20 protein-coding genes are annotated in these 24,203 nt (G+C 69.3%); 15 read left to right on the top strand and 5 right to left on the bottom strand.

Going from position 1 to position 24,203, the window contains the following annotated elements; translation table 11 throughout:
- Positions 1-180 precede the first annotated feature (180 nt).
- Positions 181-1,143 carry a LysE/ArgO family amino acid transporter gene (locus ACWDSJ_RS34545; RefSeq protein WP_450036988.1) on the bottom strand — a complete coding sequence of 321 codons (963 nt, stop codon included), beginning with the start codon at positions 1,141-1,143 and terminating at the stop codon, positions 181-183.
- Positions 1,144-1,216: 73 nt separating this feature from the next.
- On the opposite strand from ACWDSJ_RS34545, the gene ACWDSJ_RS34540 reads away from it, so the two are divergent.
- Positions 1,217-2,104: a LysR family transcriptional regulator ArgP gene (locus ACWDSJ_RS34540; RefSeq protein ID WP_450036986.1), complete on the top strand. Its 888-nt coding sequence runs from the start codon at positions 1,217-1,219 to the stop codon at positions 2,102-2,104.
- 198 nt (positions 2,105-2,302) lie between these two features.
- On the top strand, positions 2,303-3,673 hold the full coding sequence (locus ACWDSJ_RS34535; RefSeq protein WP_450036985.1) for a M20/M25/M40 family metallo-hydrolase: 1,371 nt from the start codon (positions 2,303-2,305) through the stop codon (positions 3,671-3,673).
- Here the strand turns inward: ACWDSJ_RS34535 and ACWDSJ_RS34530 are convergent.
- On the bottom strand, positions 3,670-4,314 hold the full coding sequence (locus ACWDSJ_RS34530; RefSeq protein ID WP_450036984.1) for an MBL fold metallo-hydrolase: 645 nt from the start codon (positions 4,312-4,314) through the stop codon (positions 3,670-3,672). The genes ACWDSJ_RS34535 and ACWDSJ_RS34530 overlap by 4 nt on opposite strands.
- Positions 4,315-4,401: 87 nt before the next feature.
- Between ACWDSJ_RS34530 and purS the strand changes: the two genes are divergently transcribed.
- Complete coding sequence (gene purS, locus ACWDSJ_RS34525) at positions 4,402-4,635, top strand: phosphoribosylformylglycinamidine synthase subunit PurS (protein ID WP_387367597.1); 234 nt, start codon at positions 4,402-4,404, stop codon at positions 4,633-4,635.
- Entirely contained in the window at positions 4,632-5,309 is a 678-nt protein-coding gene (gene purQ / locus ACWDSJ_RS34520; protein WP_450036982.1) for a phosphoribosylformylglycinamidine synthase subunit PurQ, read from the top strand. Before purS ends, purQ begins: the two co-directional genes overlap by 4 nt.
- Positions 5,310-5,364: 55 nt before the next feature.
- Here purQ and ACWDSJ_RS34515 read toward each other — a convergent pair whose 3' ends face one another.
- Complete coding sequence (locus tag ACWDSJ_RS34515) at positions 5,365-6,435, bottom strand: substrate-binding domain-containing protein (protein WP_450036981.1); 1,071 nt, start codon at positions 6,433-6,435, stop codon at positions 5,365-5,367.
- Between the two features lie 47 nt (positions 6,436-6,482).
- Between ACWDSJ_RS34515 and ACWDSJ_RS34510 the strand changes: the two genes are divergently transcribed.
- Both ACWDSJ_RS34510 and ACWDSJ_RS34505 read left to right on the top strand, forming a co-directional pair.
- The gene (locus ACWDSJ_RS34510; RefSeq protein ID WP_387367606.1) at positions 6,483-6,920 is read left to right on the top strand and encodes a MarR family winged helix-turn-helix transcriptional regulator; all 438 of its coding nucleotides are present in this window, start codon (positions 6,483-6,485) and stop codon (positions 6,918-6,920) included.
- A 316-nt stretch (positions 6,921-7,236) separates the two neighbouring features.
- The gene (locus tag ACWDSJ_RS34505; RefSeq protein ID WP_450036978.1) at positions 7,237-8,517 is read left to right on the top strand and encodes a M18 family aminopeptidase; all 1,281 of its coding nucleotides are present in this window, start codon (positions 7,237-7,239) and stop codon (positions 8,515-8,517) included.
- Between the two features lie 219 nt (positions 8,518-8,736).
- Here ACWDSJ_RS34505 and ACWDSJ_RS34500 read toward each other — a convergent pair whose 3' ends face one another.
- The gene (locus tag ACWDSJ_RS34500) at positions 8,737-10,074 is read right to left on the bottom strand and encodes a glycosyltransferase 87 family protein (RefSeq protein ID WP_450036977.1); all 1,338 of its coding nucleotides are present in this window, start codon (positions 10,072-10,074) and stop codon (positions 8,737-8,739) included.
- A gap of 68 nt (positions 10,075-10,142) precedes the next feature.
- Between ACWDSJ_RS34500 and purL the strand changes: the two genes are divergently transcribed.
- The 4 genes from purL to ACWDSJ_RS34480 all read left to right on the top strand — a co-directional run bounded on the left by purL (position 10,143) and on the right by ACWDSJ_RS34480 (position 15,501).
- Positions 10,143-12,434, top strand: a complete 2,292-nt coding sequence (purL, locus tag ACWDSJ_RS34495; protein ID WP_387367615.1) for a phosphoribosylformylglycinamidine synthase subunit PurL — start codon at positions 10,143-10,145, stop codon at positions 12,432-12,434.
- 57 nt (positions 12,435-12,491) lie between these two features.
- Positions 12,492-14,249: an alpha/beta hydrolase gene (locus ACWDSJ_RS34490; protein ID WP_450036975.1), complete on the top strand. Its 1,758-nt coding sequence runs from the start codon at positions 12,492-12,494 to the stop codon at positions 14,247-14,249.
- A 112-nt stretch (positions 14,250-14,361) separates the two neighbouring features.
- Positions 14,362-15,051 carry a CPBP family intramembrane glutamic endopeptidase gene (locus ACWDSJ_RS34485; RefSeq protein WP_450036973.1) on the top strand — a complete coding sequence of 230 codons (690 nt, stop codon included), beginning with the start codon at positions 14,362-14,364 and terminating at the stop codon, positions 15,049-15,051.
- A gap of 63 nt (positions 15,052-15,114) precedes the next feature.
- Positions 15,115-15,501 (top strand): sterol carrier family protein, encoded by a 387-nt coding sequence (locus ACWDSJ_RS34480; protein WP_450036971.1) that lies wholly within the window; start codon positions 15,115-15,117, stop codon positions 15,499-15,501.
- Positions 15,502-15,507: 6 nt separating this feature from the next.
- On the opposite strand, the gene ACWDSJ_RS34475 is transcribed toward ACWDSJ_RS34480, so the two are convergent.
- Positions 15,508-16,827, bottom strand: a complete 1,320-nt coding sequence (locus ACWDSJ_RS34475) for a YhgE/Pip domain-containing protein (RefSeq protein ID WP_387367627.1) — start codon at positions 16,825-16,827, stop codon at positions 15,508-15,510.
- 112 nt (positions 16,828-16,939) lie between these two features.
- Between ACWDSJ_RS34475 and purF the strand changes: the two genes are divergently transcribed.
- The 5 genes from purF (at position 16,940) to ACWDSJ_RS34450 (ending at position 24,133) form a co-directional block, all read left to right on the top strand.
- Positions 16,940-18,544: an amidophosphoribosyltransferase gene (purF, locus tag ACWDSJ_RS34470; RefSeq protein WP_387367630.1), complete on the top strand. Its 1,605-nt coding sequence runs from the start codon at positions 16,940-16,942 to the stop codon at positions 18,542-18,544.
- 166 nt (positions 18,545-18,710) lie between these two features.
- Positions 18,711-20,294: an ABC transporter substrate-binding protein gene (locus ACWDSJ_RS34465; protein WP_387367633.1), complete on the top strand. Its 1,584-nt coding sequence runs from the start codon at positions 18,711-18,713 to the stop codon at positions 20,292-20,294.
- Positions 20,295-20,380: 86 nt separating this feature from the next.
- Positions 20,381-21,391 (top strand): ABC transporter permease, encoded by a 1,011-nt coding sequence (locus ACWDSJ_RS34460; protein WP_387368038.1) that lies wholly within the window; start codon positions 20,381-20,383, stop codon positions 21,389-21,391.
- Positions 21,391-22,380, top strand: coding sequence for an ABC transporter permease (locus ACWDSJ_RS34455; RefSeq protein ID WP_450036968.1), 990 nt, complete (start codon positions 21,391-21,393; stop codon positions 22,378-22,380). The genes ACWDSJ_RS34460 and ACWDSJ_RS34455 overlap by 1 nt, the downstream gene beginning before the upstream one ends.
- Positions 22,373-24,133, top strand: coding sequence for an ABC transporter ATP-binding protein (locus ACWDSJ_RS34450; RefSeq protein ID WP_450036966.1), 1,761 nt, complete (start codon positions 22,373-22,375; stop codon positions 24,131-24,133). Before ACWDSJ_RS34455 ends, ACWDSJ_RS34450 begins: the two co-directional genes overlap by 8 nt.
- Positions 24,134-24,203: the final 70 nt, after the last annotated feature.

The following is a 24,203-nucleotide window of genomic DNA, read 5'->3' as shown; positions in this document are numbered from 1 at the left end:
CTCACCACCCACACCCCCTACAACGAAACCACCGCCTGGCCCACCCACAACCCGGCCCCCGCTTGACACCCAAAGACCCTGGGATGTCTTTATTCGAATCCGCACCCGTTGTGGGGCACAGAAAGGGGTGCGGATTCGAATAAGGGGTGCGGCTGGGTTGGTGCGCTTGGGGTGGGGGCTTCAGGGGAGGAGGGTTAGGGCGAGGGTGGTCATGGTCAGGGCTATGGCGGTGTCGAGGATTCGCCAGGAGGTGGGGTGGGCGAAGAGGGGGCGGAGGAGGCGGGCGGCGTAGCCGAGGGTGGTGAACCAGAGGATGCTGGCGGTCATGGCGCCTGCGGCCAGGTACCAGTGGTGGGGGGTGTGGGTGGCGGCGTAGGAGCCTAGTAGGACGACTGTGTCCAGGTAGACGTGGGGGTTTAGCCAGGTGAGGGCTAGGGCTGTGAGGAGGGTGGCTGTGCGGGTGGTGGTTGGGCGTGGGGGGTGAAGTGTTGCGGCCGAGGAGATTTGGCCTGCGACCATCGAGGGTGGATGGCGATCATGCGATAACGCGGTGACTTTGCGCGAGCCGAGTTCCGTTGTGGTCGAGGAGCCTCGGCTGTGGATGGCTGGGGATAAGTGGCGATCGGTCGATGAATCGGCTAGTGGCGAGTCGAGTTTCGCTGGGGGTGGGGAGCTTTGGCTGTGACCGGTCGGGTATCGATGCGATAGGTCGAGGACGTTGCCCGAGGGGTTGCGTGTGACGTGCTCGTCGGCGGCGGATCGGCGCGAGGTGAACTCGTCGGCGGGGATGGGTTCCGCGCCCCCACCGCCGTTCGGTTCGAGGTCCCCATCAGGAATGAGGCTCGTGGCCTTGAAGGCGCGGCGGAGGGCCAGGGCGGCGTAGGCGAGGAGGAAGGTGGCGCCCGCGTAGTGGGCGACGGTGAGGATGGTGGGGTTCGAGGTGATCAGAGTGCCGAAGCCTGCGACGCCGGCGGTGATCAGGGTGAGGTCGGAGAGGGCGCAAACCGCTACCACTAGGAGGACGTGTTCGCGGCGGATGCCCTGGCGGAGGACGAAGACGTTCTGGGCGCCGATGGCGACGATGAGGGAGAGGCCGAAACCCAGGCCGGACAGGGCTGCCAGGGCGGCCGCGGAGACGTTCACGTTTCTCGACGTTATGGGCCTGATGTAGCCGGGTCCAGCTAAAGATTTTCACGCATCATTAGAATTTCTCAGCATGGATCTGCAACTGGATCAGCTTCGCGCGTTGGACGCCGCGGTGGCGGAGGGGACCTTCGAGGCCGCGGCGCGGCGGCTGCGGGTGACGCCCTCAGCGGTTAGTCAGCGGATCAAGGCGCTCGAGATGGCGGTCGGCCGAATCCTGTTGCAGCGCACCAAGCCTGTGCGCGCCACCGAGTCGGGGCTCGCGGTGCTGCGGCTGGCTCGGCAGATCGAGTTGCTCACCGGCGATACCGCACGCGAATTGGGTTCTGGGACAGCGCGATCCGGTGAACGGATCCGAATTCCACTGGCCGTCAACGCCGATTCCCTCGAATCCTGGGTGATGCCCGCCCTCGCCGACGCCCCGGCGGGCGTCTGCTTCGAGATCCACCGCGAGGATGAGGAACACACGATCGGGCTGCTGCGCGACGGCACCGTCATGGCCGCCATCACCGCCGCCGCCGAACCGGTGCAGGGCTGTACCGTCCGCAAACTCGGCGCCATGCGCTACCGCGCCATGGCCACACCGGAATTCGCCCGCGCGTGGTTCGGCGAGGGCGCCACGGCGCGCGCCTTCGCCGCCGCCCCGGTCGTCGTCTTCGACCGCAAGGACGATCTCCAGGACCGTCTCATGCGCCGCCGCGCCCGCCGCCCCCTCGACCCACCCCGTCACTACATCCCTTCCTCCTCCGGTTTCGCGGAGGCCGTCCGCCTCGGCCTCGGCTGGGGCATGCTCCCCGACCTCCAGGCCGAATCCGACCTGCGCTCCGGCCGCCTGGTCGTCCTCGACCCGTCCCCGCACATCGACGTCCCCCTCTACTGGCAGCAATGGCGCCTCGACTCACCCGTACTGAGCGCGATCGCCGACACCATCGCCGCGGCGGCAGTCGCGTCGCTGCGGTGAGGGGCAGAGTCGTGAGCGACATCGCCGGGACGGTCGCGGCGGCGGGCGCGTGGCGGACGTCAGCGTGAGCACCGACGCCGAGACGATCATGGCGGTGCGCCCTGAACCCCCGCCGAGCGACGCGGTCCCCGTCGCATCCGAGCGCCGAATGTGCGGTGACCACATCGCCCCGATGAATCGAATGGCAGAGTGGACCCCATGACCGACATCTCCGAGGCATCCGCCCTGCGGGAACGGGTGCGGGCGCTCATGCCCAGGGCGAAAAGTGATCTGGCCGAGTTGGTTTCGTATCGATCCGTGTACGACCCGCGGGTGTTTCCGATCGAGGAGTGTCGGCGGGCCGCGCGGTGGACGCGGGATGCCTTCGCCGACGTGGGGCTGGCGGAGGCGGAGTTGTACGAGACGTCCGACGGGAGTGAGGTGGTGGTCGCGCGGCATCCGGCTCCGGCGGGGGCGCCGACGGTGCTGTTGTACTGCCATTACGATGTGCAGCCGCCTATGGACGAGGGTGCCTGGATCAGTCCGGCCTGGGAGCTCACCGAGCGCGACGGGCGGTGGTACGGGCGTGGGGCGGCGGACTGCAAGGGCAACCTCGTCGCGCACCTCACGGCCCTGCGCGCGTTGCGGGAGACGTTGGGGGACAAGGAATTTCCGGTCGGCATCACACTGGTGGCCGAGGGGTCGGAGGAGCAGGGCACCGGGGGGATGGAGACGTTCGTCCCGGCCCATGCCGAGCTGCTGCGTTCCGACGCGCTGGTGATCGGGGACTGCGGGAACTTCGCGCTCGGCCTTCCCACCCTCACCCAGACGTTGCGGGGCATGGTCAGCGTGGTGCTGACCGTGGAAACCCTTGCGGGGCCGCTGCATTCGGGAATGTTCGGCGGCGCGGCGCCCGACGCGCTGGCCGCGCTGATCCACCTGCTCGCCTCCATGCGCGACGAGCACGGCAACACCACCATCGCCGGTCTGCCCGCCGATCAGCGGTGGACGGGCGAGCAGTACCCGGCCGACCGGTTCCGGGTGGACGCGGGGGTGCTCGACGGGGTCGAACTGCTCGGGGACGGCACCGTCGCCGACATGATCTGGGCTCGCCCGGCGCTCACCGTCATCGGCATCGACGTGCCGCCGGTCGTCGGCTCCGCGGCGGCCATCCAGCCCACCGCGCGGGCCCGGCTGAACCTGCGCATCCCGCCGGGCATCGAACCCGAACAGGCGTTGAAAGCCCTTACCGCGCATGTGGATTCGCATATCGGGCGGAGCGCGCGGGTCACTCTCGAGACCGAGGGACTCGCCGCGCCCTTCCGCGCCACCACCGGCGGTCCCGCCCGCCGGGCCATGGAGGCCGCCTTCCACACCGCCTTCGGGCGTGCCTCGACCACCCAGGGACAGGGCGGGTCCATCCCGCTGTGCAACACCTTCGCCGAGACCTATCCGGACGCGGAGATCATGCTGCTCGGCGTCGAGGAACCGAAGTGCCTCATCCACGCCCCGAACGAGAGCGTGGACCCGGCCGAACTCGAGCGCATCGCGCTCACCGAGGCGTTGTTCCTGCTGAACTACGCCCGCTAGAACTCGGCGTGGTCCTCCGGCTCGATCACCTTGAATTCGGTGTCGGGCGGCCCCATTTCGGCCAGGCGGCCGAAGTAGATGCCCTGGGCCCCGTCCGCGATGATCCCGTAGTGGATCGGTACCGCGGTGCGGGGCGCCACCGCGCGCAGGTAGTCCACGGCCTCGCTGATCCGCATCCACGGCGCGACCGAGGGCAGGCCCAGCACGCCGACGGGCACCGGCGGCACCCACAGCGAGTCGCCCGGATGCACGAACTCCGCCGGATCGTCGGGCGTGCCCAGTTGGAAGACCGTGTTATCGATCACGGGAATGTCGGGGTGGATGACCGCGTGCCGACCGCCGCCGCCCGTGATCTGCACCTTGCCGACGGTGAGCACGTTCCCGGCGTGCACGGCCTGCCACTCGCCGCCCCGCTGCTGCGCGGTCTGCGGGTCGGAGAGCAGTGTGGCCTGCGGGTTCTTCTCGATCAGCGCATCGATCCGGTTGACGTCGATGTGATCGGGATGCTGATGGGTGATCGCGATCGCGTCGAGCCCCTCGATGCCCTCGAAGCCGTGCGAGAAGGTGCCCGGGTCGAACAGGATCTTGGTGTCGTGGAGTTCGACGAGAACGCAGGAATGTCCGAAGTGGGCTATGCGCATGGGTTCACGGTATACCCGGCTCGGCGCGGGCGGCCCGCCCCGACTACGCTGGCCAGGTAATCCCCCACCAGCGTGAGGAGCAAGCGCGTGGCACGAGTCGTGGTCGAGGTGATGCCGAAGGCCGAGATCCTGGACCCGCAGGGGCAGGCCATCGTCGGCGCCCTCGGGCGCCTGGGCTTCCCTGGCGTCTCGGATGTCCGGCAGGGCAAGCGATTCGAACTCGACGTGGACGACAGCGTCAGCGACGCCGACCTCGAGAAGATCGCCGAGAGCCTGCTCGCGAACACGGTGATCGAGGACTGGAAGGTGGTGCGGCTGTGACCGCCCGCATCGGGGTCATCACCTTCCCCGGTTCGCTCGACGACGTCGACGCCGCCCGCGCGGTGCGCCTGGCCCAGGCCGAGCCGGTGAGCCTGTGGCACGCCGACGCCGACCTGAAGGACGTGGACGCCGTGGTCGTGCCCGGCGGCTTCTCCTACGGCGACTATCTGCGGGCGGGTGCGATCGCCCGGTTCGCGCCGGTGATGGGCGAGGTCGTCGCCGCGGCCGCCAAGGGCCTGCCGGTGCTGGGGATCTGCAACGGTTTCCAGGTGCTCTGCGAGGCGGGGCTGCTGCCGGGCGCGCTCACCCGCAACGAGGGTCTGCACTTCATCTGCCGCGACGAGTGGCTCACGGTCGAGCGCACCGACACCGCGTGGACCTCCCGCTACGAGCAGGGCGCGCAGATCCTGATCCCGGTCAAGAACGCCGAGGGCCGCTACCAGGCGTCGCGCCGGGTGCTCGACGAACTCGAGGGCGAGGGCCGGGTGGTGTTCCGTTATGCCGGTGACAACCCCAACGGATCGCAGCGTGGTATCGCCGGGATCTGCTCGGCCGACCGCCGCGTCGTGGGCCTGATGCCGCATCCGGAGCACGCGACCGAGCCGCTGACCGGTCCCAGTGACGACGGGCTGGGGATCTTCCTGTCGGTGCTGGACTCGCTCGTCGCGGCGTAGGGTTCGTTCGGTCGGCCGATTCGGTTGTCGCGGTGCGGGATACGCTCGCCGGGGACTAGTGGACGCTGTCGACGATGTGCAGGTCCACGCCCACGGCGCGGGCGATGCGGGCGTTGAACTGCATGGAGTGATTGCCGCGGAAAGTCCTTCCGCCCGAAGGGGTTTCGAGGGTCACGCCGTTCTCCAGGGCGGCCTGCATCCGGGAGACCTCGAGCGAACCGCAGCTGTGCGCGAGTGACTGCATGGTGTACATCGCCTCGTAGCCGGTGTTGCCGAAGTAGGTGAGCTGCGGGGCGAAGGTGCCGTGCAGGCGGTGGTAGCGGGCCAGCCGGTCCGGATCGCCGCTGCGGTCGTTCGGGAAGAAGCTGGACACGATGTAGAGGTTGTCGTTGGCGGTGGGTCCGGCGGCCAGCAGGACGCCCTCGTCGATGCCGGGGCTGACCCGCACCTGGTGGTCGGCGCGGCCGGTTTGGGCGAACTGTTGGTTGAACCGCACCGCGTCCGTACCCACGAGCAGCAGCACGATGCCGTCGGCGTCGTCGAGGCGGCGGTCGCGCAGGAACGCGCCGAAGTCCTCGGTGCCCAACGGGAAGTACTTCTCCAGCGTGACCGCGCCCTGATGGGCCCGGCGCACGGCCCGGCCGGTGGCCATCGGCCAGATGTAGTCGTTGCCGACGATGGCCCAGCGGCGCACGCCGAACTGCCGTTCCAGCCAGGCCATCGCGGGCAGGATGTGCCCGGCCGGGTTCTCGCCGATCATCAGCACGCCCGGCGGCTCGTTCGGCAGATCCTCGTGGGTGGTCGCGAACAGGTAGGGCACCCGGCCGTCGGCGGCGCGGGCGACCGCGCGGCGCACCGCCGAGATGTGCCAGCCGGTGATCGCGTCGACCATGCCGGTCGCCAGCAGGGCCGAGACCTCCCGGGCCACCTCGCGCGGCGCGCGGCCGCCGTCGACCGTGGTCACGCGCACCTCGCGGCCGAGAATTCCTGTGCCACTGTTGATTTCTCCGACGGCGAGCGCAATTGCGGCCTCGCAGGACGGTGCCACAATTCCCGCCGGGCCCTGGAGCGGAACGATGTTCAAGACTTCGATCACGTCGTCCGGACTCTCGCTGAACGGGAACATTCGGTACCCTCTTCTTGTCCGAGCGAAAATGATGGGCGGGTTAAAATATGTCGACCATTCTAAGCGGCTTTTCCACTTTGCATGGAGCGCTGCGCGCCGCCGAGCGCAGTTGGCTGCGTCACCTCGATGCCGCGTTGTGCGCGAGGCAGCTTTCAGCAGACCAGTGGTCGATGCTGTCCAATTTGTCCGACCAGGCCGGGATCACGATGAGCGAGCTTGCTGCCCGTTCGCAGCTGCCGCCCTCGTCGGCGACCCGCCACGCCGACGCGCTGGCCGAGCGCGGGCTGATCTTCCGGATCGCCGCCGAGGACGACCGTCGTCGCATCCTGATCGGGCTGACCAAGCGCGGCGCCGAGTTGGTCGACTCGGTCCGGGCCGAGGAGCGGCGCGCCGAGGAGGACCTGCGCAAGCGGATCGGGGCGCGCAACCACACCGACCTGATGCGGCTGCTGGAGCTCGTCGCGGAGATGCCGGTGGCCGACTGAGGCCCGGTGGTTGCCAGGTGCTTGCCTTCCGTAACTATTGATCCGGCGCTCTTTCTTGTCGGGGAGTGTAAGAGCTCTGGAACTTATTGCCGAAGTGTGAGTGCGGGTCGGGAATTGTCGGCGCGATTCCCGGGTCGTTAAGCGTTGCCGTCGAAATTCATCCCATGTCCCTTTCCCGAGCCGCCGGAGCGCCGGCCGGGAAAGGGGCGAACGGGACGAGATCGCATTCCCTGAGGCGCATTTCTCGGCATGTTAACGTGCACATTCCTTCCGGGTGGTACCTGTTCCGGTCCGCGGGGTGTCTAGGATCGCCGGTATGCCGGTTTCCACCTCAGCGACGGCGACCGGGCTGTGCGCCTTCGTCGACGCGTCGCCGTCCCCGTTCCATGTCGTGCGTACCGTCGCGGCCGAGTTGGCCGCGGCCGGGTTCACCGAACTGCCCGAGTCGCGGCCGTGGGCCGACGCGGGGGTGGGGCGGTACTTCGTCGTGCGCGGTGGGTCGCTGGTGGCGTGGGCGGGCGCGGCGGCCGACGCGGCGGGGGCGTTCCGGGTGGTGGGGGCGCATACCGACAGTCCGAATCTGCGGGTGAAGCAGCATGTCGATCTCGCGATCGCGGGGTGGCAGATGGTCGCGCTCGAGCCGTACGGCGGGGTGCTGCTCAACTCGTGGCTGGATCGGGAGTTGGGGGTGTCCGGGCGATTGACCGTTCGGTCCGGAAAAGGCATGGGGCACACGCTCGTTCGGATCGATGAGCCGTTGTTGCGGGTGCCGCAGTTGGCGATCCATCTGGCCGAGGATCGGCGCGGGGTCACGCTCGATCCGCAGCGGCATGTGAACGCGGTGTGGGGAGTGGGGGACGAGCCGCGGTCGTTCCTGGACTACGTGGCCGAGCGGGCCGGGGTGGCCGCGGACGACGTGCTGGGCTGGGAGCTCATGACGCACGATCTGTCGCCGAGCCGGTTGGTGGGGCGGGATCTGGATCTGGTGAGCGCGCCGCGGCTGGACAATCAGGGGACGTGTTACGCGGGGCTGCAAGCGTTTCTGGCGGCCGCGGAGAGCGCGGGTGCGGTGACGCCGGTGCTGGCCATGTTCGATCACGAGGAGGTGGGCAGTCAGTCGGAGCGCGGCGCGCAGTCGGATCTGCTGCCCGCGGTGTTGGAGCGGATCGTGTTGGCGCGCGGCGGCGGGCGGTCGGAATACCTTGCGGCGCTTGCCGGTTCGGTGTGCGCGTCCGGTGACATGGCGCACGCGACGCATCCGAACTATCCCGAACGGCACGAGCCCCTGCACCGCATCCGCGTCAACGGCGGCCCGGTCCTCAAGGTCAACCAGAACCTCCGCTACGCCACCGACGCCGTCGGCACCGCCGCCTTCGCCCTGGCCTGCGCCGAGGCCGAGGTCCCGCTGCAACGCTACGTCCACCGCGCCGACCTCCCCTGCGGCAGCACCATCGGCCCCATGACCGCCGCCCGCACCGGCATGCCCACCGTCGACGTCGGCGCCCCCCAACTCGCCATGCACTCCGCCCGAGAACTCATGGGCGCCCACGACATCCCTGCCTACGCCGCCGCCCTGGCCGCCTTCCTCACCCCCTGACCCCCACCCCAGCCGCACCCCTTATTCGAATCCGCACCCCTTTCAGGGCCCTGCAACGGGTGCGGATCCGAATAAAGGGTGCGGCTGGGTTCGCTCAACCACGGAGGTGTACAGCCTCTCTGGGTACGCCAGCTCAGCCGCACCCTTTGTTGGGATCCGCACCCTCTTCGGGGCTGTGGAACGGGTGCGGATCCGAATAAGGGGTGCGGCTGGGTTCGCTCAGCCCTGAGGCCCCAAGCCTCTTGGGGGGTTAAAAGGGGTTGTGGGGGTGGGGGATTGGGGGCGGAGGGCGCCCAGGGTGAGGATGGTGACGGTGGTGAGGACGTAGGAGCTGCCTAGGAGTTGTTGCCACCAGGACCAGGTGAGTTCGGCGTCGTGGTGGTGGGGGAGGAGCCATTGGGGGCCGATGAGGAAGAGGAGGGTCATCGCGATCGTGGCGAGGCGGAGGGTGGGGGTGCGGTGGCCTCGGGTGAGGGCGTCGGCGGTGATCAGGAGGGCGGGGGCGATCCAGACCCAGTGGTGGGACCAGGAGACGGGGGAGACGAGCAGGATGGCGGCGGCGTTGACGATCAGGGCGGCGGGGTGGCGGTCGGCGGCGATGAGGCGGCGCATCCAGACGGCGGCGAGGACCAGGACCGCGAGGGAGGACAGGAGCCAGACGGCTATGGCCGTGGAGTCCGAGACGCCCAGGCGGAAGGCGAAACCCTTCAGCGACTGGTTGCCCGCGAACTGCGGGGGGCCGATGCGACCCGTGTCGAGCATGGTGTGGAACCAGTAGTTCGCCGAGTCGTGCGAGAACAGCAGGAAGCCCAGGGCGATCGCGCCCGCGGCGGAGAGCAGCAGGGTGAGGATGGCCTTGGCGGGCTCGCCGCGCAGGACGGTGCGGTCGCCGCGCAGCAGCGCGCGCCAGTCCAGGCAGAGCAGGAAGTAAAGCAGGTAACCAGCCGGAATCAGCTTGACCGACACCGCGATTCCGATGAGCATGCCGCGCGGCCAGAACGGCTTGCGCACCAACGCGTCCAGGGTGACCGCGGCCATGAGGACCAGATTGATCTGCCCGAAGTTGTAGGTCTGGCGGATCGGCTCGGTCAGGTCGAACAGCGCGATCGCGCCGATCACCAACGCCCACTTGGTGGTTCGATCCAGATTCGGCCGCAGCCGGCTCAGCACCACCCAGAGCGTGAGCCCCAGGCTGGTGATCGAGGTGGCCAGCACCAGCACCTCGGCCCAGTGCAACGGCATGAGGGCCAGCGGCGCGAAGAACAGCGCGGCCAGCGGCGGGTAGGTGAACGGCAGCCCGATCCCGGCCACCTTGGGCATCGGGCCGTAGAGGTCGCCGCCGTCCAGCCAGACCCGGGCGCCGTTGCGGTACACCTGGAGATCGATGTAACCGTGCCATTGCTTGGTCAGCACCGACACGATCGCCGAGGCCACGAACAGCGCCGAGGCAACTATCAGCAAACGTCGTTGGCGCGCCGCCAGATTCGCGGTGGACTGCCGAGCCGAATCCGTCACGGGCAGTTCGTCCGGATCCGCGACCCTGGATCGATCATTCACGCGCTAAGGGTATCGGGTCCGGGGAACGCGCTGGCCGGGGCCGGTCGGCCACCGATTAGACTGCGCCTGTGACAGCCCACGTCGACACCGTCAGCGCCGCCGCAGCAACTCCCGATACCGCCCAGCCCTACAAGGAACTCGGTCTCAAGGACGACGAATACGCCCGCATCCGGGAGATTCTCGGCCGCCGGCCCACCGACGCCGAGCTGGCGATGTACTCGGTGATGTGGAGCGAGCACTGCTCCTACAAGTCCTCCAAGGTGCACCTGCGCTACTTCGGCCAGACCACCACCGACGAGATGCGGCGGTCCATGCTGGCCGGGATCGGCGAGAACGCGGGCGTGGTCGACATCGGCGGCGGCTGGGCCGTGACGTTCAAGGTGGAGAGCCACAACCACCCGTCCTACGTGGAGCCCTATCAGGGGGCGGCGACCGGTGTGGGCGGCATCGTGCGCGACATCATGGCCATGGGCGCGCGGCCGATCGCGGTGATGGATCAGCTGCGGTTCGGCGCGGTCGACCACCCCGACACCCGCCGCGTCGTGGACGGCGTGGTGCGCGGCGTGGGCGGCTACGGGAATTCGCTCGGTCTGCCGAATGTGGGCGGCGAGACCGTATTCGACCCGTCCTATCAGGGCAACCCGCTGGTGAACGCGCTGTGCGCCGGGGTGATGCGGGTCGAGGATCTGCATCTGGCATTCGCGTCGGGCGCGGGCAACAAGATCGTGCTGTTCGGCGCGCGCACCGGTCTCGACGGCATCGGCGGGGTGTCGGTGCTGGCGTCGGACACCTTCTCCGGCGACGAGTCCGGCACCGGCCGCAAGAAGCTGCCGAGCGTGCAGGTGGGCGATCCGTTCGCGGAGAAGGTGCTCATCGAATGCTGTCTGGAGCTGTACCACGCCGGGCTCGTGGTCGGCATCCAGGATCTCGGCGGGGCCGGATTGGCCTGCGCCACTTCCGAACTCGCGGCAGCGGGCGACGGCGGGATGCGCGTGGAACTCGACCGGGTGCCGCTGCGCGCGGCCGATATGACGCCCGCGGAGATCCTGTCGAGCGAATCGCAGGAGCGCATGTGCGCGGTCGTCACCCCGGACAATGTGGACGCGTTCATGGCGGTCTGCGCGAAGTGGGACGTGCTGGCCACCGTCATCGGCGAGGTCACCGAGGGCGATCGGCTCGTGATCACCTGGCACGGCGAGACCGTGCTCGACGTGCCGCCGCGCACGGTGGCCCACGAGGGCCCGGTCTACGAGCGCCCGGTCGAGCGGCCCGCCGAACAGGACGCGTTGATCGCCGACACCCCGGACGCCCTGGCCCGCCCGTCGACCGCCGACGAACTGCGGGAAACCCTGCTGACCATGGTGTCCAGCCCGCAGCTGTGCAGCCGCCGCTGGATCACCGAGCAGTACGACCGGTACGTGCGCGGCAACACCGTGCTGGCCGAGAACGCCGACGCCGGGGTGGTCCGCATCGACGAGGAGTCCGGCCGCGGCATCGCGCTGGCCACCGACGCCTCGGGCCGCTACACCAAACTCGATCCGTACGCGGGCGCGCAGCTGGCGCTGGCCGAGGCGTACCGCAATGTCGCGACCACGGGCGCGACGCCCAAGGCCGTCACCAACTGCCTCAACTTCGGCTCCCCCGAGGATCCGGGCGTGATGTGGCAGTTCCAGCAGGCCGTGCGCGGGCTCGCGGACGGCTGTGTGGCCCTGGGCATTCCGGTGACCGGCGGCAATGTCAGCTTCTACAACCAGACCGGGCAGACGGCCATCCTGCCGACGCCGGTGGTCGGCGTGCTCGGCGTCATCGACGACGTGCACCGGCGCATCCCGACCGGATTCGGCACCGAACCGGGCGAGACGCTCATCCTGCTCGGCGAGACCCGCGACGAGTTCGGCGGTTCGATCTGGGCGCAGGTCGTCCACGATCACCTCGGCGGCGTGCCGCCGCGCGTCGACCTGGCCCGCGAACGGCTGCTGGCCGAGGTGCTGACCGCGGGCTCGCGCGACGGAATGATCAGTGCCGCACACGATCTCAGCGAGGGCGGGCTGGCGCAGGCGGTCGTGGAGGCGGCGCTGGCGGGCGAGACCGGATGCCGGGTACTGCTTCCCGAGGGCGCCGACCCGTTCGTGACGCTGTTCTCCGAATCGGCCGGGCGGGTGCTGGTCGCGGTGCCGCGGTCGGAGGAGACCCGCTTCACCAAGATGTGCACCGCGCGGGAGCTGCCGTGGACGCGCATCGGCGTGGTGGATCAGGGTTCGGATTCGGTCGAGGTGCAGGGGCAGTTCTCGATCACCCTGGCCGAACTGCGCGAGGCGCACGAGGGCACGCTGCCGCGGCTGTTCGGGCACGCGCAGTAGCGCTCCTCACGCCGTGACATCCCCGGGTTGGCGGCTCCCGCCCCGCATACTTGACGGATGCTCGACACCGCCGACACCCTGACGACGCTGCGTGCCCGCGGCGCCGTCGTGGCCCGGCGCGGCGCGCTGCTGGCGCGGCGGGTCGAGAAGGACGTCATCGGCCTGAACTATGTCGGCTTGGTGGTGGCGACGTTGTTCTTCGCGTGGTCGGTGACACCGTCGCTGCTGCCGCGCGACTGGTTGTTCCAGGGGCTGATCAGCGGTCTCAACGCCGCGATCGGGTACGGCGTGGGGTGTGTCCTGGAATGGCTGTTCCGCAAGTGGGTGCGGCCGCACATCCCGCTGGCCGCGCCCGCGCTGCGCTGGCGGTACCTGATCAAGGTGGCCGTGCTGGCGCTGTGCGTGCTGGCGGCGATCCGGATGCTGGTGCTGTCGGCGGACTGGCAGCGGCAGATCTACGCGCTGATGGATATGGAGGGCACGACCCGGGCGGCGTATCTGCGCACGGGCGCGCTGAGCCTGGCGGTCGGGGCGATCGCGGTGGCGGTGTATCGGACCGTGCGGGAGACCGTGCGGTTCCTGGCACGGCAGCTCAGCCGGTGGGTGCGGATTCCGCCGCGGTTCGCGCCGACCGTGGGGGCGATCGTGCTGGTCGTGCTGGTGGTGACGTTGTTCAACGGCGTGGCGACGCGGGCGTTCTTCGCGGTGGCCAACTCCGCGTTCAGCGTCCGCAACGACAAGATGACGCCGTACGCGGTGCAGCCGGTGAAGGCCGAAAGGTCCGGCAGCGCGGCGTCTTTCGCGAAATGGGACACGCTCGGTTCGGAGGGACGCTGGTTCGTCTCGCACGGACCCGACGCCTTCCGGATCGGCGCGGTCTCGGGAACGCCCGCGCGCGAGCCGATTCGGGTGTACGTGGGGCTGGATTCGGCGAAAGACGATGTGACGCAGGAGGATCTGGCGGTCGCCGAACTCGAGCGGACGCACGCCTTCGACCGCAAGGTGCTGGCCGTGGTGACCACCACCGGAACCGGGTGGGTCAACTCCGAGACCGCCGATTCGCTCGAGTACCTGTACCACGGCGATACCGCGATCGTGGCCTCGCAGTACTCGTATCTGCCCAGCGTGCTGTCGTTCCTGGCAGACCGGCAGAAGGTGGCCGCGGCGGGGAAGAAGATGTTCGACGCCATCTACGCCGCCTGGTCGCGCAGACCGCCGGAGGCCCGGCCGAAGCTGCTGGTGTACGGGGAGAGCCTGGGCTCGCAGGGGTCGGAGGCGGCCTTCGACGGGCTGGCGGATCTGCGGAGCAAGGTGGACGGGGCGTTGTGGGTCGGGCCGCCGAACTCGAATCGGCTGTGGGAGCAGTTCGTCTCGCGCCGCGATCCCGGCACGCGCGAGGTCGAACCCGTGTACGCCGACGGGCTGGTGGTCCGATTCGCCTCCACCGCAACGGATCTGGACAAGCCGTCGGCGGATTGGCGGCGGCCGCGCATCGCCTACCTCCAGCACGCCTCCGATCCGATCGTGTGGTGGTCGCCCAATCTGATCTTCTCGCAACCGGATTGGCTGTCCGAGCCGCGCGGGTCGGATGTGTCGACCCAGATGCGGTGGTGGCCGTTCGTGACGTTCTGGCAGGTCGCCGCGGATCTCACCAATGCCCAGGCCGTCAGCGCCGGACACGGCCACAGCTACGGCACGCTGGTGCTGGACGGCTGGGCCGCGATCGCCCCGCCGCCGGACCTCACGCCCGAGAAGGTCGAGGCCATCCGCGCCCAGGTCGAACTGTCGGCCGCCTACGAACGGGCCACCAAATGAATTCGCGTTGCGAGACGAAAGTCGTTGCGGCCCCGCGGTTCACCCCTGCCGAACAGGACCGTCCGCCGCGCCCTGCGGCAGGCGACCATACCGCGCCGCGGAGGATGGGCGGGTGACCGGCGTCTCGAGGACGGGCGGGAGGGCGACCGGCGGCCCGATCGCGCGCCGGTTGCCGCGGGCCGTCGGCGCGGTGGGTGCCGCGCTGCTGTGGCACAACGTGCTGCTGCCGCGCCTGAACGCGGGCATTCGCGTGCGGACCGCGGCCAGCGCGGCCTTCGCCACCGGCTACGCTCGCGCGTTCGGCACGGGCGTCCGGCTGGGCCGACCGGCCCGGCATCCGCTCGCGACCTTCGGACCCCCGGCCGTCGTGGTCGCCGGATACGGTGTGGCGCTCGCGGTTCCGGCCTTGCGGGCACGGCTGGCCGGATTCGCCTCCCGAGCGCCCGAGGTCTCCCGCGCCGAATGGGTGGCCGTGCACATTCCGCTGGGCACCGTCTACAGCGAGGAGCTGATCTTCCGCGGCACCCTGGATCCGCTGCTCGACGAGCTGGCCGGTCCTCGCCTCGGATTATGGCTCGGCGCAACGACTTTCGGACTCTGGCACGTCGCCCCCGCCCGCGCGGCCGGAGACAGCGTGCCCGCCTCGGTCCTCGGCACCGGACTGTCCGGCCTGCTCTTCGGCTGGCTCGCCCGACGCACCGGCGGCATCCTCGCCCCGGCACTGCTGCACCTGGCCGTCAACGGGGGCGGTGCGCTCGCCCCCGCCCTGGCCGCGCCCCAGGGCCACCTGCCGAGAACGTAGCGTCGGGTGAACGTCTTCGGGCTGGTCGAGAGGTCGGGATCGGGGCGGCGATAGTCTCGGGGCGTGGCTCGACGACCGGATGTGGATCCCGCCGCGGTGCGCGAGTCGCTCGCGGTGGTGGGGGATTGGTTGCGTGACGAGGGTGCGCCCGCGCCCGCGCGCCCGGAACTCGCGGCGGCCGTGCGGAATTCGGCGCGGGCGCTGGCGGGGAACGCGCCGGGGCATTCGGTGGAGGTGCGGGTGCCGCCGTTCGTGGCGGTGCAGTGCATCGAGGGGCCGCGGCATACGCGGGGGACGCCGCCGAATGTGGTGGAGACCGATCCGCGGACCTGGTTGTTGCTGGTGACGGGGCTGGCGGAGTTCACCGAGGCGGTCGAATCGGGGGCGGTGAGCGCGTCGGGGACCCGGGCCGCGGAGCTGGCCCGGTGGTTGCCCCTCGTGCGGTTGTGATCGGGTTCAGGCGGCGGGGCGGCGTTGCAGGCCCTTGCGGTCGTAGAAGCGCGTGATCACCAGGCCCAGGACGACGCCGATGGCCAAGCCCAGCACGGTCATCCAGATGCCGCGGGTGGCGCCCGCCGCGCCGCTGCCGCCGAAGTAGAGGATCGACCGGACGCCGAGGAACACCTGGTGCATCGGCTCGAAGTTGGCCAGCCAGCCGAAGTACTTCGGCGTCGCCTCGATCGGCACGGTGCCGCCCGAGGACGGCAGGCCCAGGATGATGAACACGATCAGGTTCACGATCAGCCCGGCCGTGCCGATGGCCGCGAGCACCGAGGTACAGGTGAAGCCGACCGCGAGGATCACGAACGCCCCGTACAGGTACAACGCCAGCGGCTTCTCGATCGGCATGCCGAGTGCCTTGCCGATGCCCAGGAACGCCCCCGACACGAGCGCGGACATCACCGCCACCGCCGCCCACTTGATGAGCAGCGTGCGCACCCGCGAGATCGGCGTGCGCGGATAGTGCACGTACCACGGCCCCCACTCGGTCGGCAGATAGCCGAGCGCCGAGTCGATGAGCTGATGGATGATCATCGCGCCGACCATGCCGACCAGCAGCAGCAACAGGCTGTAGAAGAACGCGGTCAGCCCCTCACCCGAACCGCCCGGCAGCGGCCGGTACTGCTCGATCGTCACATCGATCGGATGGGCCAGCGTGATCCGGGCGGCCCCGGACAGCTCCGGCGCGGGCGCGCCGCCCGGCGTCGCCTTCAATTGCGCCGCAACCTGTTCGGTGAGCTGCTTGCCGACCTGCGCGTCGACCTGGGTGAGCGCCTCGTCGCCGAAGCGTTGCAGGATGGCCGTCGCGAACGCGCCCATCCGCGGATTGGTCTGCAGGGTGATGATGGGCCGTTCGATATCGCCCGCGACCACGCTGCCCACGCCGAGATTGCCCAGCCGCTTGGAGAAGTCGCCCGGAATGACGATCGCCCCGTAGATCTGGCCCGACTGCATCTGCAACTGCGCCTCGTTCAGGCCGAGCACCCGCAGATCGATCTTGTCGGCGGGCACCGCCTGCCGCAGCCCGTCGACGACCTGCTTGCCGAAGTCGACCTCGCGCTGCTGCCCGTTCATGTCGAGCTTGTCGCCCACATCGAGATCGACCAGTGCGACGGGGAAGTCGTGCAGATTCTTCTCCGGGTCCACGACGTAGTCGAGATACATCACGCCCAGCAGCGAGGCGAGCAGCGTCACCACGATGATCGGGAAGGTCCAGCGGATCGGGGTCAGACGCCGGGGAGTCGAACCGGCATCCGCGCTCTCGGTGGTCGGCACGGTCGCACCGTAGCAGCAAACGGTCTGCCATCCGGATGATCCCGCCGGAGGTTTCCGCCGGGTGACCCGTAGAATGATCGTTGCCCCCAGCCCGCCGAACAGGGAGCAAACGGTGACCAACGCCGATCTGTCGGTCCGAAGCCCCAACCTGCTGCTTTCCGAGCCCGCGTGCCCGCCGCACCCGGCCCCGGATCAGGACGAGAACGAACCCCGCGAGGAGTGCGGGGTGTTCGGTGTCTGGGCTCCGGGCGAGGATGTGGCCAAGCTCACCTACTACGGTTTGTACGCGTTGCAGCACCGCGGCCAGGAGGCCGCGGGCATCGCCGTCGCCGACGGTCAGCAGGTGCTGGTGTTCAAGGATCTGGGCCTGGTGAGCCAGGTCTTCGACGAGCAGACGCTGGCGGCCATGCCCGGCCACGTCGCCATCGGGCACTGCCGGTACTCCACCACCGGATCCACCACCTGGGAGAACGCCCAGCCGATCTTCCGCACCACCGCGGTCGGCACCGGAATCGCGTTGGGCCACAACGGAAATCTGGTCAACACCGCCGAATTGGCCGCGCGCGCACGGCAATCCCGGCTGCTGTCCAACCGGCTGCCGGACGGCTCGATCGCCGCCACCTCCGACTCGGACGTGATGACCGCGCTGCTGGCGCACGCCGCCACCGACAAGAGCATCGAGCAGGCCGCGATGGAACTGCTGCCGACCCTGCGCGGCGCGTTCTGCCTGACCTTCATGGACGAGCACACCCTCTACGCCGCGCGCGATCCGCACGGCGTGCGGCCGCTGTGCCTGGGCCGGCTCGACCGTGGCTGGGTGGTTGCCAGCGAGACCGCGGCGCTCGACATCGTCGGCGCCTCGTTCGTCCGCGAGATCGAGCCCGGCGAACTGCTGGCGATCGACGCCGACGGGGTGCGCTCGCTGCGCTTCGCCGCGCCCGAACCCAAGGGCTGCGTCTTCGAGTACGTCTATCTCGCCCGCCCCGACAGCACCATCTCCGGCCGTTCGGTGCACGCCACCCGCGTGGACATCGGCCGCCGCCTGGCGCAGGAGCATCCGGTCGAGGCCGATCTGGTCATCCCGGTGCCGGAGTCGGGCACCCCGGCCGCGGTCGGCTACGCCCAGGGCTCGGGCGTCCCCTACGGGCAGGGCCTGATGAAGAACGCCTATGTCGGGCGCACCTTCATCCAGCCCAGCCAGACCATCCGGCAGCTGGGCATCCGCCTCAAGCTGAACCCGCTGCGCGAGGTGATCCGCGGCAAACGCCTGATCGTCGTGGACGATTCGATCGTGCGCGGCAACACCCAGCGCGCGCTCATCCGGATGTTGCGCGAGGCGGGCGCGCTGGAGATCCACGTGCGCATCGCCTCCCCGCCGGTGAAGTGGCCGTGCTTCTACGGCATCGACTTCGCCTCGCGCGCGGAGCTGATCGCCAACGGCGCGGGCACCGAGGACTCGCTCGAGGAGATGGTCGAGAACGTGCGCCGCTCGATCGGCGCGGACTCGCTCGGCTACATCTCGCGCGAGGGCATGATCGCCGCGACCGAACAGCCCGCCTCCCGGCTGTGTTCGGCCTGCTTCGACGGCGACTACCCGATTCCGCTGCCCACCGAGGCGGCCATCGGCAAGAATGTCCTCGAGGGAATGCTCAGCGGCAAGTCGGAGTCGGAACTGTTGGGCGACAACGCCAACGCGAGCGCGCTCAGCCGTCCCTGAACCCTCTTCCTGGGCGTTTGACCAGGCTCTGAAACTAATTGTTGCGAAACGCAACATATCCGCAACGCCGTGGCGGTACTGTCCCCGCCATATCGAAGTTCACCGCTGACGCGTGCGGCCCGCGATCCGGGCCGCGCGCGTCGCGATGCGAGAAGTTGGGACAGTCATGCGAAGCAAATGCCTTGCGTTGGTAGGGGTTGCGAGTCTCACCCTGGTGGCGTTGACGGGATGCGGTTCCGGGCGCACTGGGGACGGCGGCGACAAGGGACTGGTCATCGGGACGACCGACAAGATCTTCTCCCTGGATCCCGCCGCCGCGTACGACCAGGGTTCGTATGTGCCGGAGACGCAGGTCTACCAGCATCTGATGAACTTCGCCCCCGGTGACACCACGCCCAAGCCCGATGCCGCCGACAAGTGCGAGTTCACCACGCCGACCGTCTACACCTGCACGCTGAAGCCGGGGCTGAAGTTCGCCAACGGCGATCCGCTCACCGCGCGCAGCGTCAAGTTCTCCTTCGACCGGATGTTGAAGATCAACGATCCCAACGGCCCGGCCGCGCTGCTCGGCAATCTGGACAAGACCGACATCGTGAACGACAGCACGGTGGCCTTCACCCTCAAGGCCGCCAACGATCAGACCTTCCCCGCGATCCTGCCCACCCAGGCCGGGCCCATCGTGGACGAGAAGGTCTTCCCCGCCGACAAGATCATGGACGACACCGCGATCGTGGCGGGCAAGCCGTTCTCCGGGCCGTACACCATCTCGAGTTACGACAAGAACAAACTCGTTCAGTACCAGGCGAATCCGGACTACAACGGGCTGCTCGGCAAGCCGAAGACGAGCACCGTGACGGCCAACTACTACGCGTCCAGCGACAACCTCAAGCTGGACATCCAGAACGGCACCATCGATGTCGCCTACCGCAGCCTGACCCCGACCGATATGGAGTCGCTGCGCAACAGCGACAAGGTCACCATCCACGAGGGCCTCGGCGGCGAGCTGCGCTACATCGTGTTCAACTTCAACACCATGCCGGGCAACACCCCCGAGCAGAAGCTGGCCGTCCGCAAGGCCATGGCGTCGAGCGTCGATCGCGACGCGCTGTCCACCCAGGTGTACAAGAACACCTACACCCCCGCGTATTCCTTTGTGCCGCAGGGTTTCCCGGGCGCGACCGAAGCGTTCAAGGATCTCTACGGGGCCAAGCCCGACAAGGCGAAGGCCGCCAAGTTCCTCGCCGACGCGGGCGTGGCGACGCCGGTGCAGATCAACCTCCAGTACAACCCGGATCACTACGGCTCCTCCAGCTCCGAGGAGTACGCGGCGGTGAAGACCCAGCTCGAGGCGACCGGGCTGTTCAAGATCAACTTGCAGTCCACCGAGTGGGTGTCCTACCAGAAGGAACGCGCCCGCGACGGTTATCCGGTGTTCCAGATGGGCTGGTTCCCGGACTACCCGGATTCCGACGACTACCTGACCCCGTTCTTCGCGCCGAACAACTTCCTGCAGAACCACTTCGAGGATCCCGCGATCACCGCCGCGCTCGCCGCCGAGGTGACTCAGCCGGACAAGGACAAGCGGGTCGCGCAGATCCAGCAGATCCAGCGGGACCTGGCCGAGAAGCACATTCCGACGCTGCCGCTGCTGTCGGGTAAGCAGATCGCGGTCGCGACCAAGAGCGTGCAGGGCGTCGACTCGACCCTCGATCCGTCGACCAAGTTCCGCTACGGCGTGCTGAGCAAGTGAGTACGGCGGCGGTCGAGCAGGAGCCGCCCACCCCGGCTCCCGCTCCACGGAAAGGTTTGGCGCGCAATGGTTCCCGCTACGGCGCCCTGGTCCGATACCTGGGCGTGCGGCTGCTGCTGATCGTGCCGACGGCGTGGATCCTGGTGACGATCGTGTTCTTCCTGATGCGGGTGGTGGGCGATCCCATCAGCGCCGCGCTGGGCGGGCGGCTGCCACCGGATCAGATCGAGGCCCGCAAGGAGGCGGCCGGATTCAACCGGCCCATCCTGAGCCAGTACTGGGACTACATCTCGGGGCTGGCGCGCGGGGATTTCGGTCGCTCCCAGGACAATCGGGCCCTCGGCGACATCATCGTCAGCTACGGCGCGGCCACGCTGGAGCTGGTGGTGTGGGGGCTGCTGGTGGCCTTCCTCGTCGGGGTGCCGCTGGGCCGGTACGCGGCCCGGCGGCGGGACAAGGCCGCCGACGTGGGGCTGCGGCTGTTCGCGATCCTGGTGTACGCGGCGCCCGTGTTCTTCGTGGGGTTGCTGCTCAAGCTGGTTTTCGCGGTGCAACTGGGCTGGCTGCCGGTGGCCGGGCGGGCCAGCACCGGTGTGGAGTTGGCGTTGCAGCACGTCTCGCCCAAGACCAACATCCTGGTGATCGACGCGATCCTCTACGGCGACGGCGGCTACCTGTGGGACGTGGTGAAACACGCGATCCTGCCCGCCGTCGCGCTGGGCCTGCTGACCGCGGGGGTGTTCCTGCGGCTGGTGCGGATCAATCTGATCCAGACCCTGCGCAGCGATTTCGTCGACGCCGCGCGGGCCCGCGGGCTGAGCGAGCGAATCGTGGTGGGGCGGCACGCCTTTCGCAACGCGATGATTCCGATCGTGACCGTGATGGGGATGCAGATCGCGATGATGCTGGGCGGCGCGGTGCTGACCGAGATCACCTTCGAGTGGAAGGGTCTGGGGTATCAGCTCGCGCAGTATCTCCAGGCCCGCGACTTCGTCGCGGTGCAGGGGATCGTGGCGTTCCTCGCGCTGGTGGTCGCGGTCATGAGTTTCGTGGTGGACGTGCTGGTGGCGCTGATCGATCCGCGGGTGAGGTTCTGATGACCGCCCCCGAACTGATCGCCGCCGAACCGGCGCTCGTCCCGACGGTGCCGCGCCGGGGTCTGCCGGGCCTGCGGCTGTTCACCATGACCTCCGGATTGCAGCGGGCCACGCTGATCTTCGGGCTCGGGCTGGTCGGGTTGTTCGTGCTCGTGGCGGTGTTCGCGCCGCTGATCGCGCCGTACGACTTCGCCCAGATCTCCGATCACGGAACGGATTTCGCGCGGCAGCAGGCGCCCTCGGCGCAGCACTGGTTCGGCACCTCGGTGCGCGGGGAGGACGTGTTCTCCCGCGTGGTGTACGGGGCGCGAACGGCGTTGTGGGTCATCGCGATATCGCTGGTGCTGTCGCTGATCGTCGGCGTGCCGCTGGGTCTGCTGTCCGGCTACGTCGGGCGCTGGGTGGACCGGGTGCTGGTGTTGTTCATGGACGCCATGTACGCCTTCCCGACGCTGTTGCTGGCCATCGTGGTCTCGATCGTGGTGGCGGGCGGGCAGTCGTCGAGTTTCGGCGGGGTGCTGTCGGCGGCCGTGGCGATCACGGTCATCTATGTGCCGCAGTACTTCCGGGTGGTGCGCAACGCGACGGTCGCGGTGAAGACCGAACCGTACGTCGACGCCGCGCGGGTCACCGGGGCGCCGATCGGGCGAATCCTGTTCCGGCACATCTTCCCCAACGTCACCCAGTCGCTGCCGGTGATCATCACCCTCAACGGCTCGGAGGCGATCCTGACGCTGGCGGCCCTGGGGTTCCTCGGCTACGGCATCGAGCCCACCCAGGCGTCGGAGTGGGGATACGACCTGAACAAGGCGCTGGCCGACGTGTCGAACGGGATCTGGTGGACCGGGGTGTTCCCGGGCGTGGCCATCGTGCTCGTGGTGCTGGGCATGACGCTGGTCGGGGAGAGCCTCAACGAGGTGCTCAATCCGCTGCTGCGCACCCGCCGCGGGGTCGCCGCGCCCGCCGCCGAGGAGGGTTCGGATGACTGAAACCGTTGCGCCGCAGCGGGATCCGGCGCTGACCGTGCGGTCGCTGTCGGTGACGTTCGCGACCGACGCCGGGGCCGTGCACGCGGTCTCCGACGTGTCCTACGAGGTCTTCCCCGGCGAGGTGCTGGCCGTGGTCGGCGAGTCCGGCTCGGGGAAGTCGGTCAGCTCGCGCACGGCGCTGGGCCTGCTGCCCGAGACGGCGCGGGTGCGCGGGCTGGTGACGGTCGGCTCCGACACCATCACCTCGATGTCGGACAAGCAGCTGACCGCCCTGCGCGGCGGCGCGATCTCGATGGTGTTCCAGGAGCCGGGCGCGGCGCTGGATCCGCTGTTCACCGTCGGCTTCCAGATCGGCGAGGCGCTGCGGGCGCATCGCGAGCTGAGCCGGTCCGCGGCCAAGGCGCGGGCGGTGGAGTTGCTGCGGCTGGTCGGGCTGCCCGATCCGGAGCAGCGGGTGGACTTCTACCCGCATCAGCTGTCGGGCGGGCAGAAGCAGCGCGTCATGATCGCCATCGCCATCGCGTGCGAGCCGAAGGTGATCATCGCCGACGAGCCGACGACCGCCCTGGACGTGACCGTGCAGGCCGAGATCCTGGAACTGCTGCGGGATCTGCGCGACCGACTGGGCGCGGCCATCGTGCTCATCACCCACAACATGGGCGTGGTCGCCGACCTCGCCGATCGGGTGGTCGTGATGCGCGCCGGGCGGGTGGTCGAAACCGCCTCGGTGGACGACCTTTTCGCGCATCCGGCCGAGCAGTACACCCGCGATCTGCTGGCCGCGGTGCCGCATCTGGGGGCGGGGCTGCGCCCGACCGACGGACCGATGTCTCCCGTCGCGCCCCAACCGGAGACGGGGATCTCCGCGATCACGGCCGAACGGCCCGCCGCCGAGAATCCGGCGGTGACCCCGGACGCCGAGGTGGTGCTCGCGGTCTCGGATCTGGTGGTCGAGTTCCCGGGTGCGCTGGGGCGGGCGGCCTTCCGGGCCGTCGACGGGGTCGACCTCGAGATCCGGCGCGGCGAAACCCTCGGTCTGGTGGGCGAATCCGGATCGGGCAAGTCCACGATCGGGCGCTGCGTGGCCGGTTTGCAACGCGCGTCCGCCGGGCGGATCACCGTGCTCGGGCAGGAGTTGACCGGGCTGTCGGAGCGCCGGTTGCGGCCGGTGCGCCGACGGCTCGGCGTCGTGTTCCAGGATCCGGCGACCTCGCTCAATCCGCGAATGACCGTGGGGCAGTGCGTGGCCGAGCCGCTGCTGGTGCATCGCACCGCCAAGGGCGCGGAGCTGCGCGGCCGGGTGCGGCGGCTGCTCGACGACGTGCAACTGCCCGCGGGCTCGGAAAACCGCTACCCGCACGAACTTTCGGGCGGGCAGCGGCAGCGGGCGAGCCTGGCGCGGGCGCTGATCCTGGATCCCGATCTGCTGATCGCGGACGAGCCGACCAGCGCCCTGGACGTCTCGGTGCAGGCGACGGTGCTCGAGCTGTTCGCGCGGTTGCAGCGGGAACACGGGTGGGCGTGCCTGTTCATCAGTCACGATCTGGCCGTGGTGGATCAGCTGGCCGGGCGGATCGCGGTGCTGCGCAACGGTTCCGTGGTCGAGCAGGGCACCCGCGACGAGATCCTGCGCAACCCGACCGAGGAGTACACGCAGCGGCTCGTGGCGGCGGTCCCCGTGCCCGATCCGGTGGAACAGCGGCGGCGCCGGGCGGCCACGGCCGCCATGTTCGCGAGCGACCACAGCGGGTAACCTGCCCGCAGACCTCCGCCGCCGTCATGGCGGGGGACCGAACCGGTTGTGCCGCCGGGGAGTTCGCCCC

The sequence above is a fragment of the Nocardia sp. NPDC003482 genome, assembly GCF_053588115.1.
Note: the sequence above shows the minus strand (reverse complement) of the source record. Positions and strands in the feature narration are given on the sequence as shown.

Coding starts and splice junctions, on each gene's coding strand:
- ACWDSJ_RS34515 (WP_450036981.1), bottom strand. CDS start 6,435: ATGTTCCCGTTCAGCGAGAGTCCGGACGACGTGATCGAAGTCTTGAAC.
- ACWDSJ_RS34540 (WP_450036986.1), top strand. CDS start 1,217: ATGGATCTGCAACTGGATCAGCTTCGCGCGTTGGACGCCGCGGTGGCG.
- ACWDSJ_RS34535 (WP_450036985.1), top strand. CDS start 2,303: ATGACCGACATCTCCGAGGCATCCGCCCTGCGGGAACGGGTGCGGGCG.
- ACWDSJ_RS34465 (WP_387367633.1), top strand. CDS start 18,711: ATGCGAAGCAAATGCCTTGCGTTGGTAGGGGTTGCGAGTCTCACCCTG.
- ACWDSJ_RS34510 (WP_387367606.1), top strand. CDS start 6,483: ATGTCGACCATTCTAAGCGGCTTTTCCACTTTGCATGGAGCGCTGCGC.
- ACWDSJ_RS34450 (WP_450036966.1), top strand. CDS start 22,373: ATGACTGAAACCGTTGCGCCGCAGCGGGATCCGGCGCTGACCGTGCGG.
- ACWDSJ_RS34505 (WP_450036978.1), top strand. CDS start 7,237: ATGCCGGTTTCCACCTCAGCGACGGCGACCGGGCTGTGCGCCTTCGTC.
- ACWDSJ_RS34455 (WP_450036968.1), top strand. CDS start 21,391: ATGACCGCCCCCGAACTGATCGCCGCCGAACCGGCGCTCGTCCCGACG.
- ACWDSJ_RS34530 (WP_450036984.1), bottom strand. CDS start 4,314: ATGCGCATAGCCCACTTCGGACATTCCTGCGTTCTCGTCGAACTCCAC.
- ACWDSJ_RS34490 (WP_450036975.1), top strand. CDS start 12,492: ATGCTCGACACCGCCGACACCCTGACGACGCTGCGTGCCCGCGGCGCC.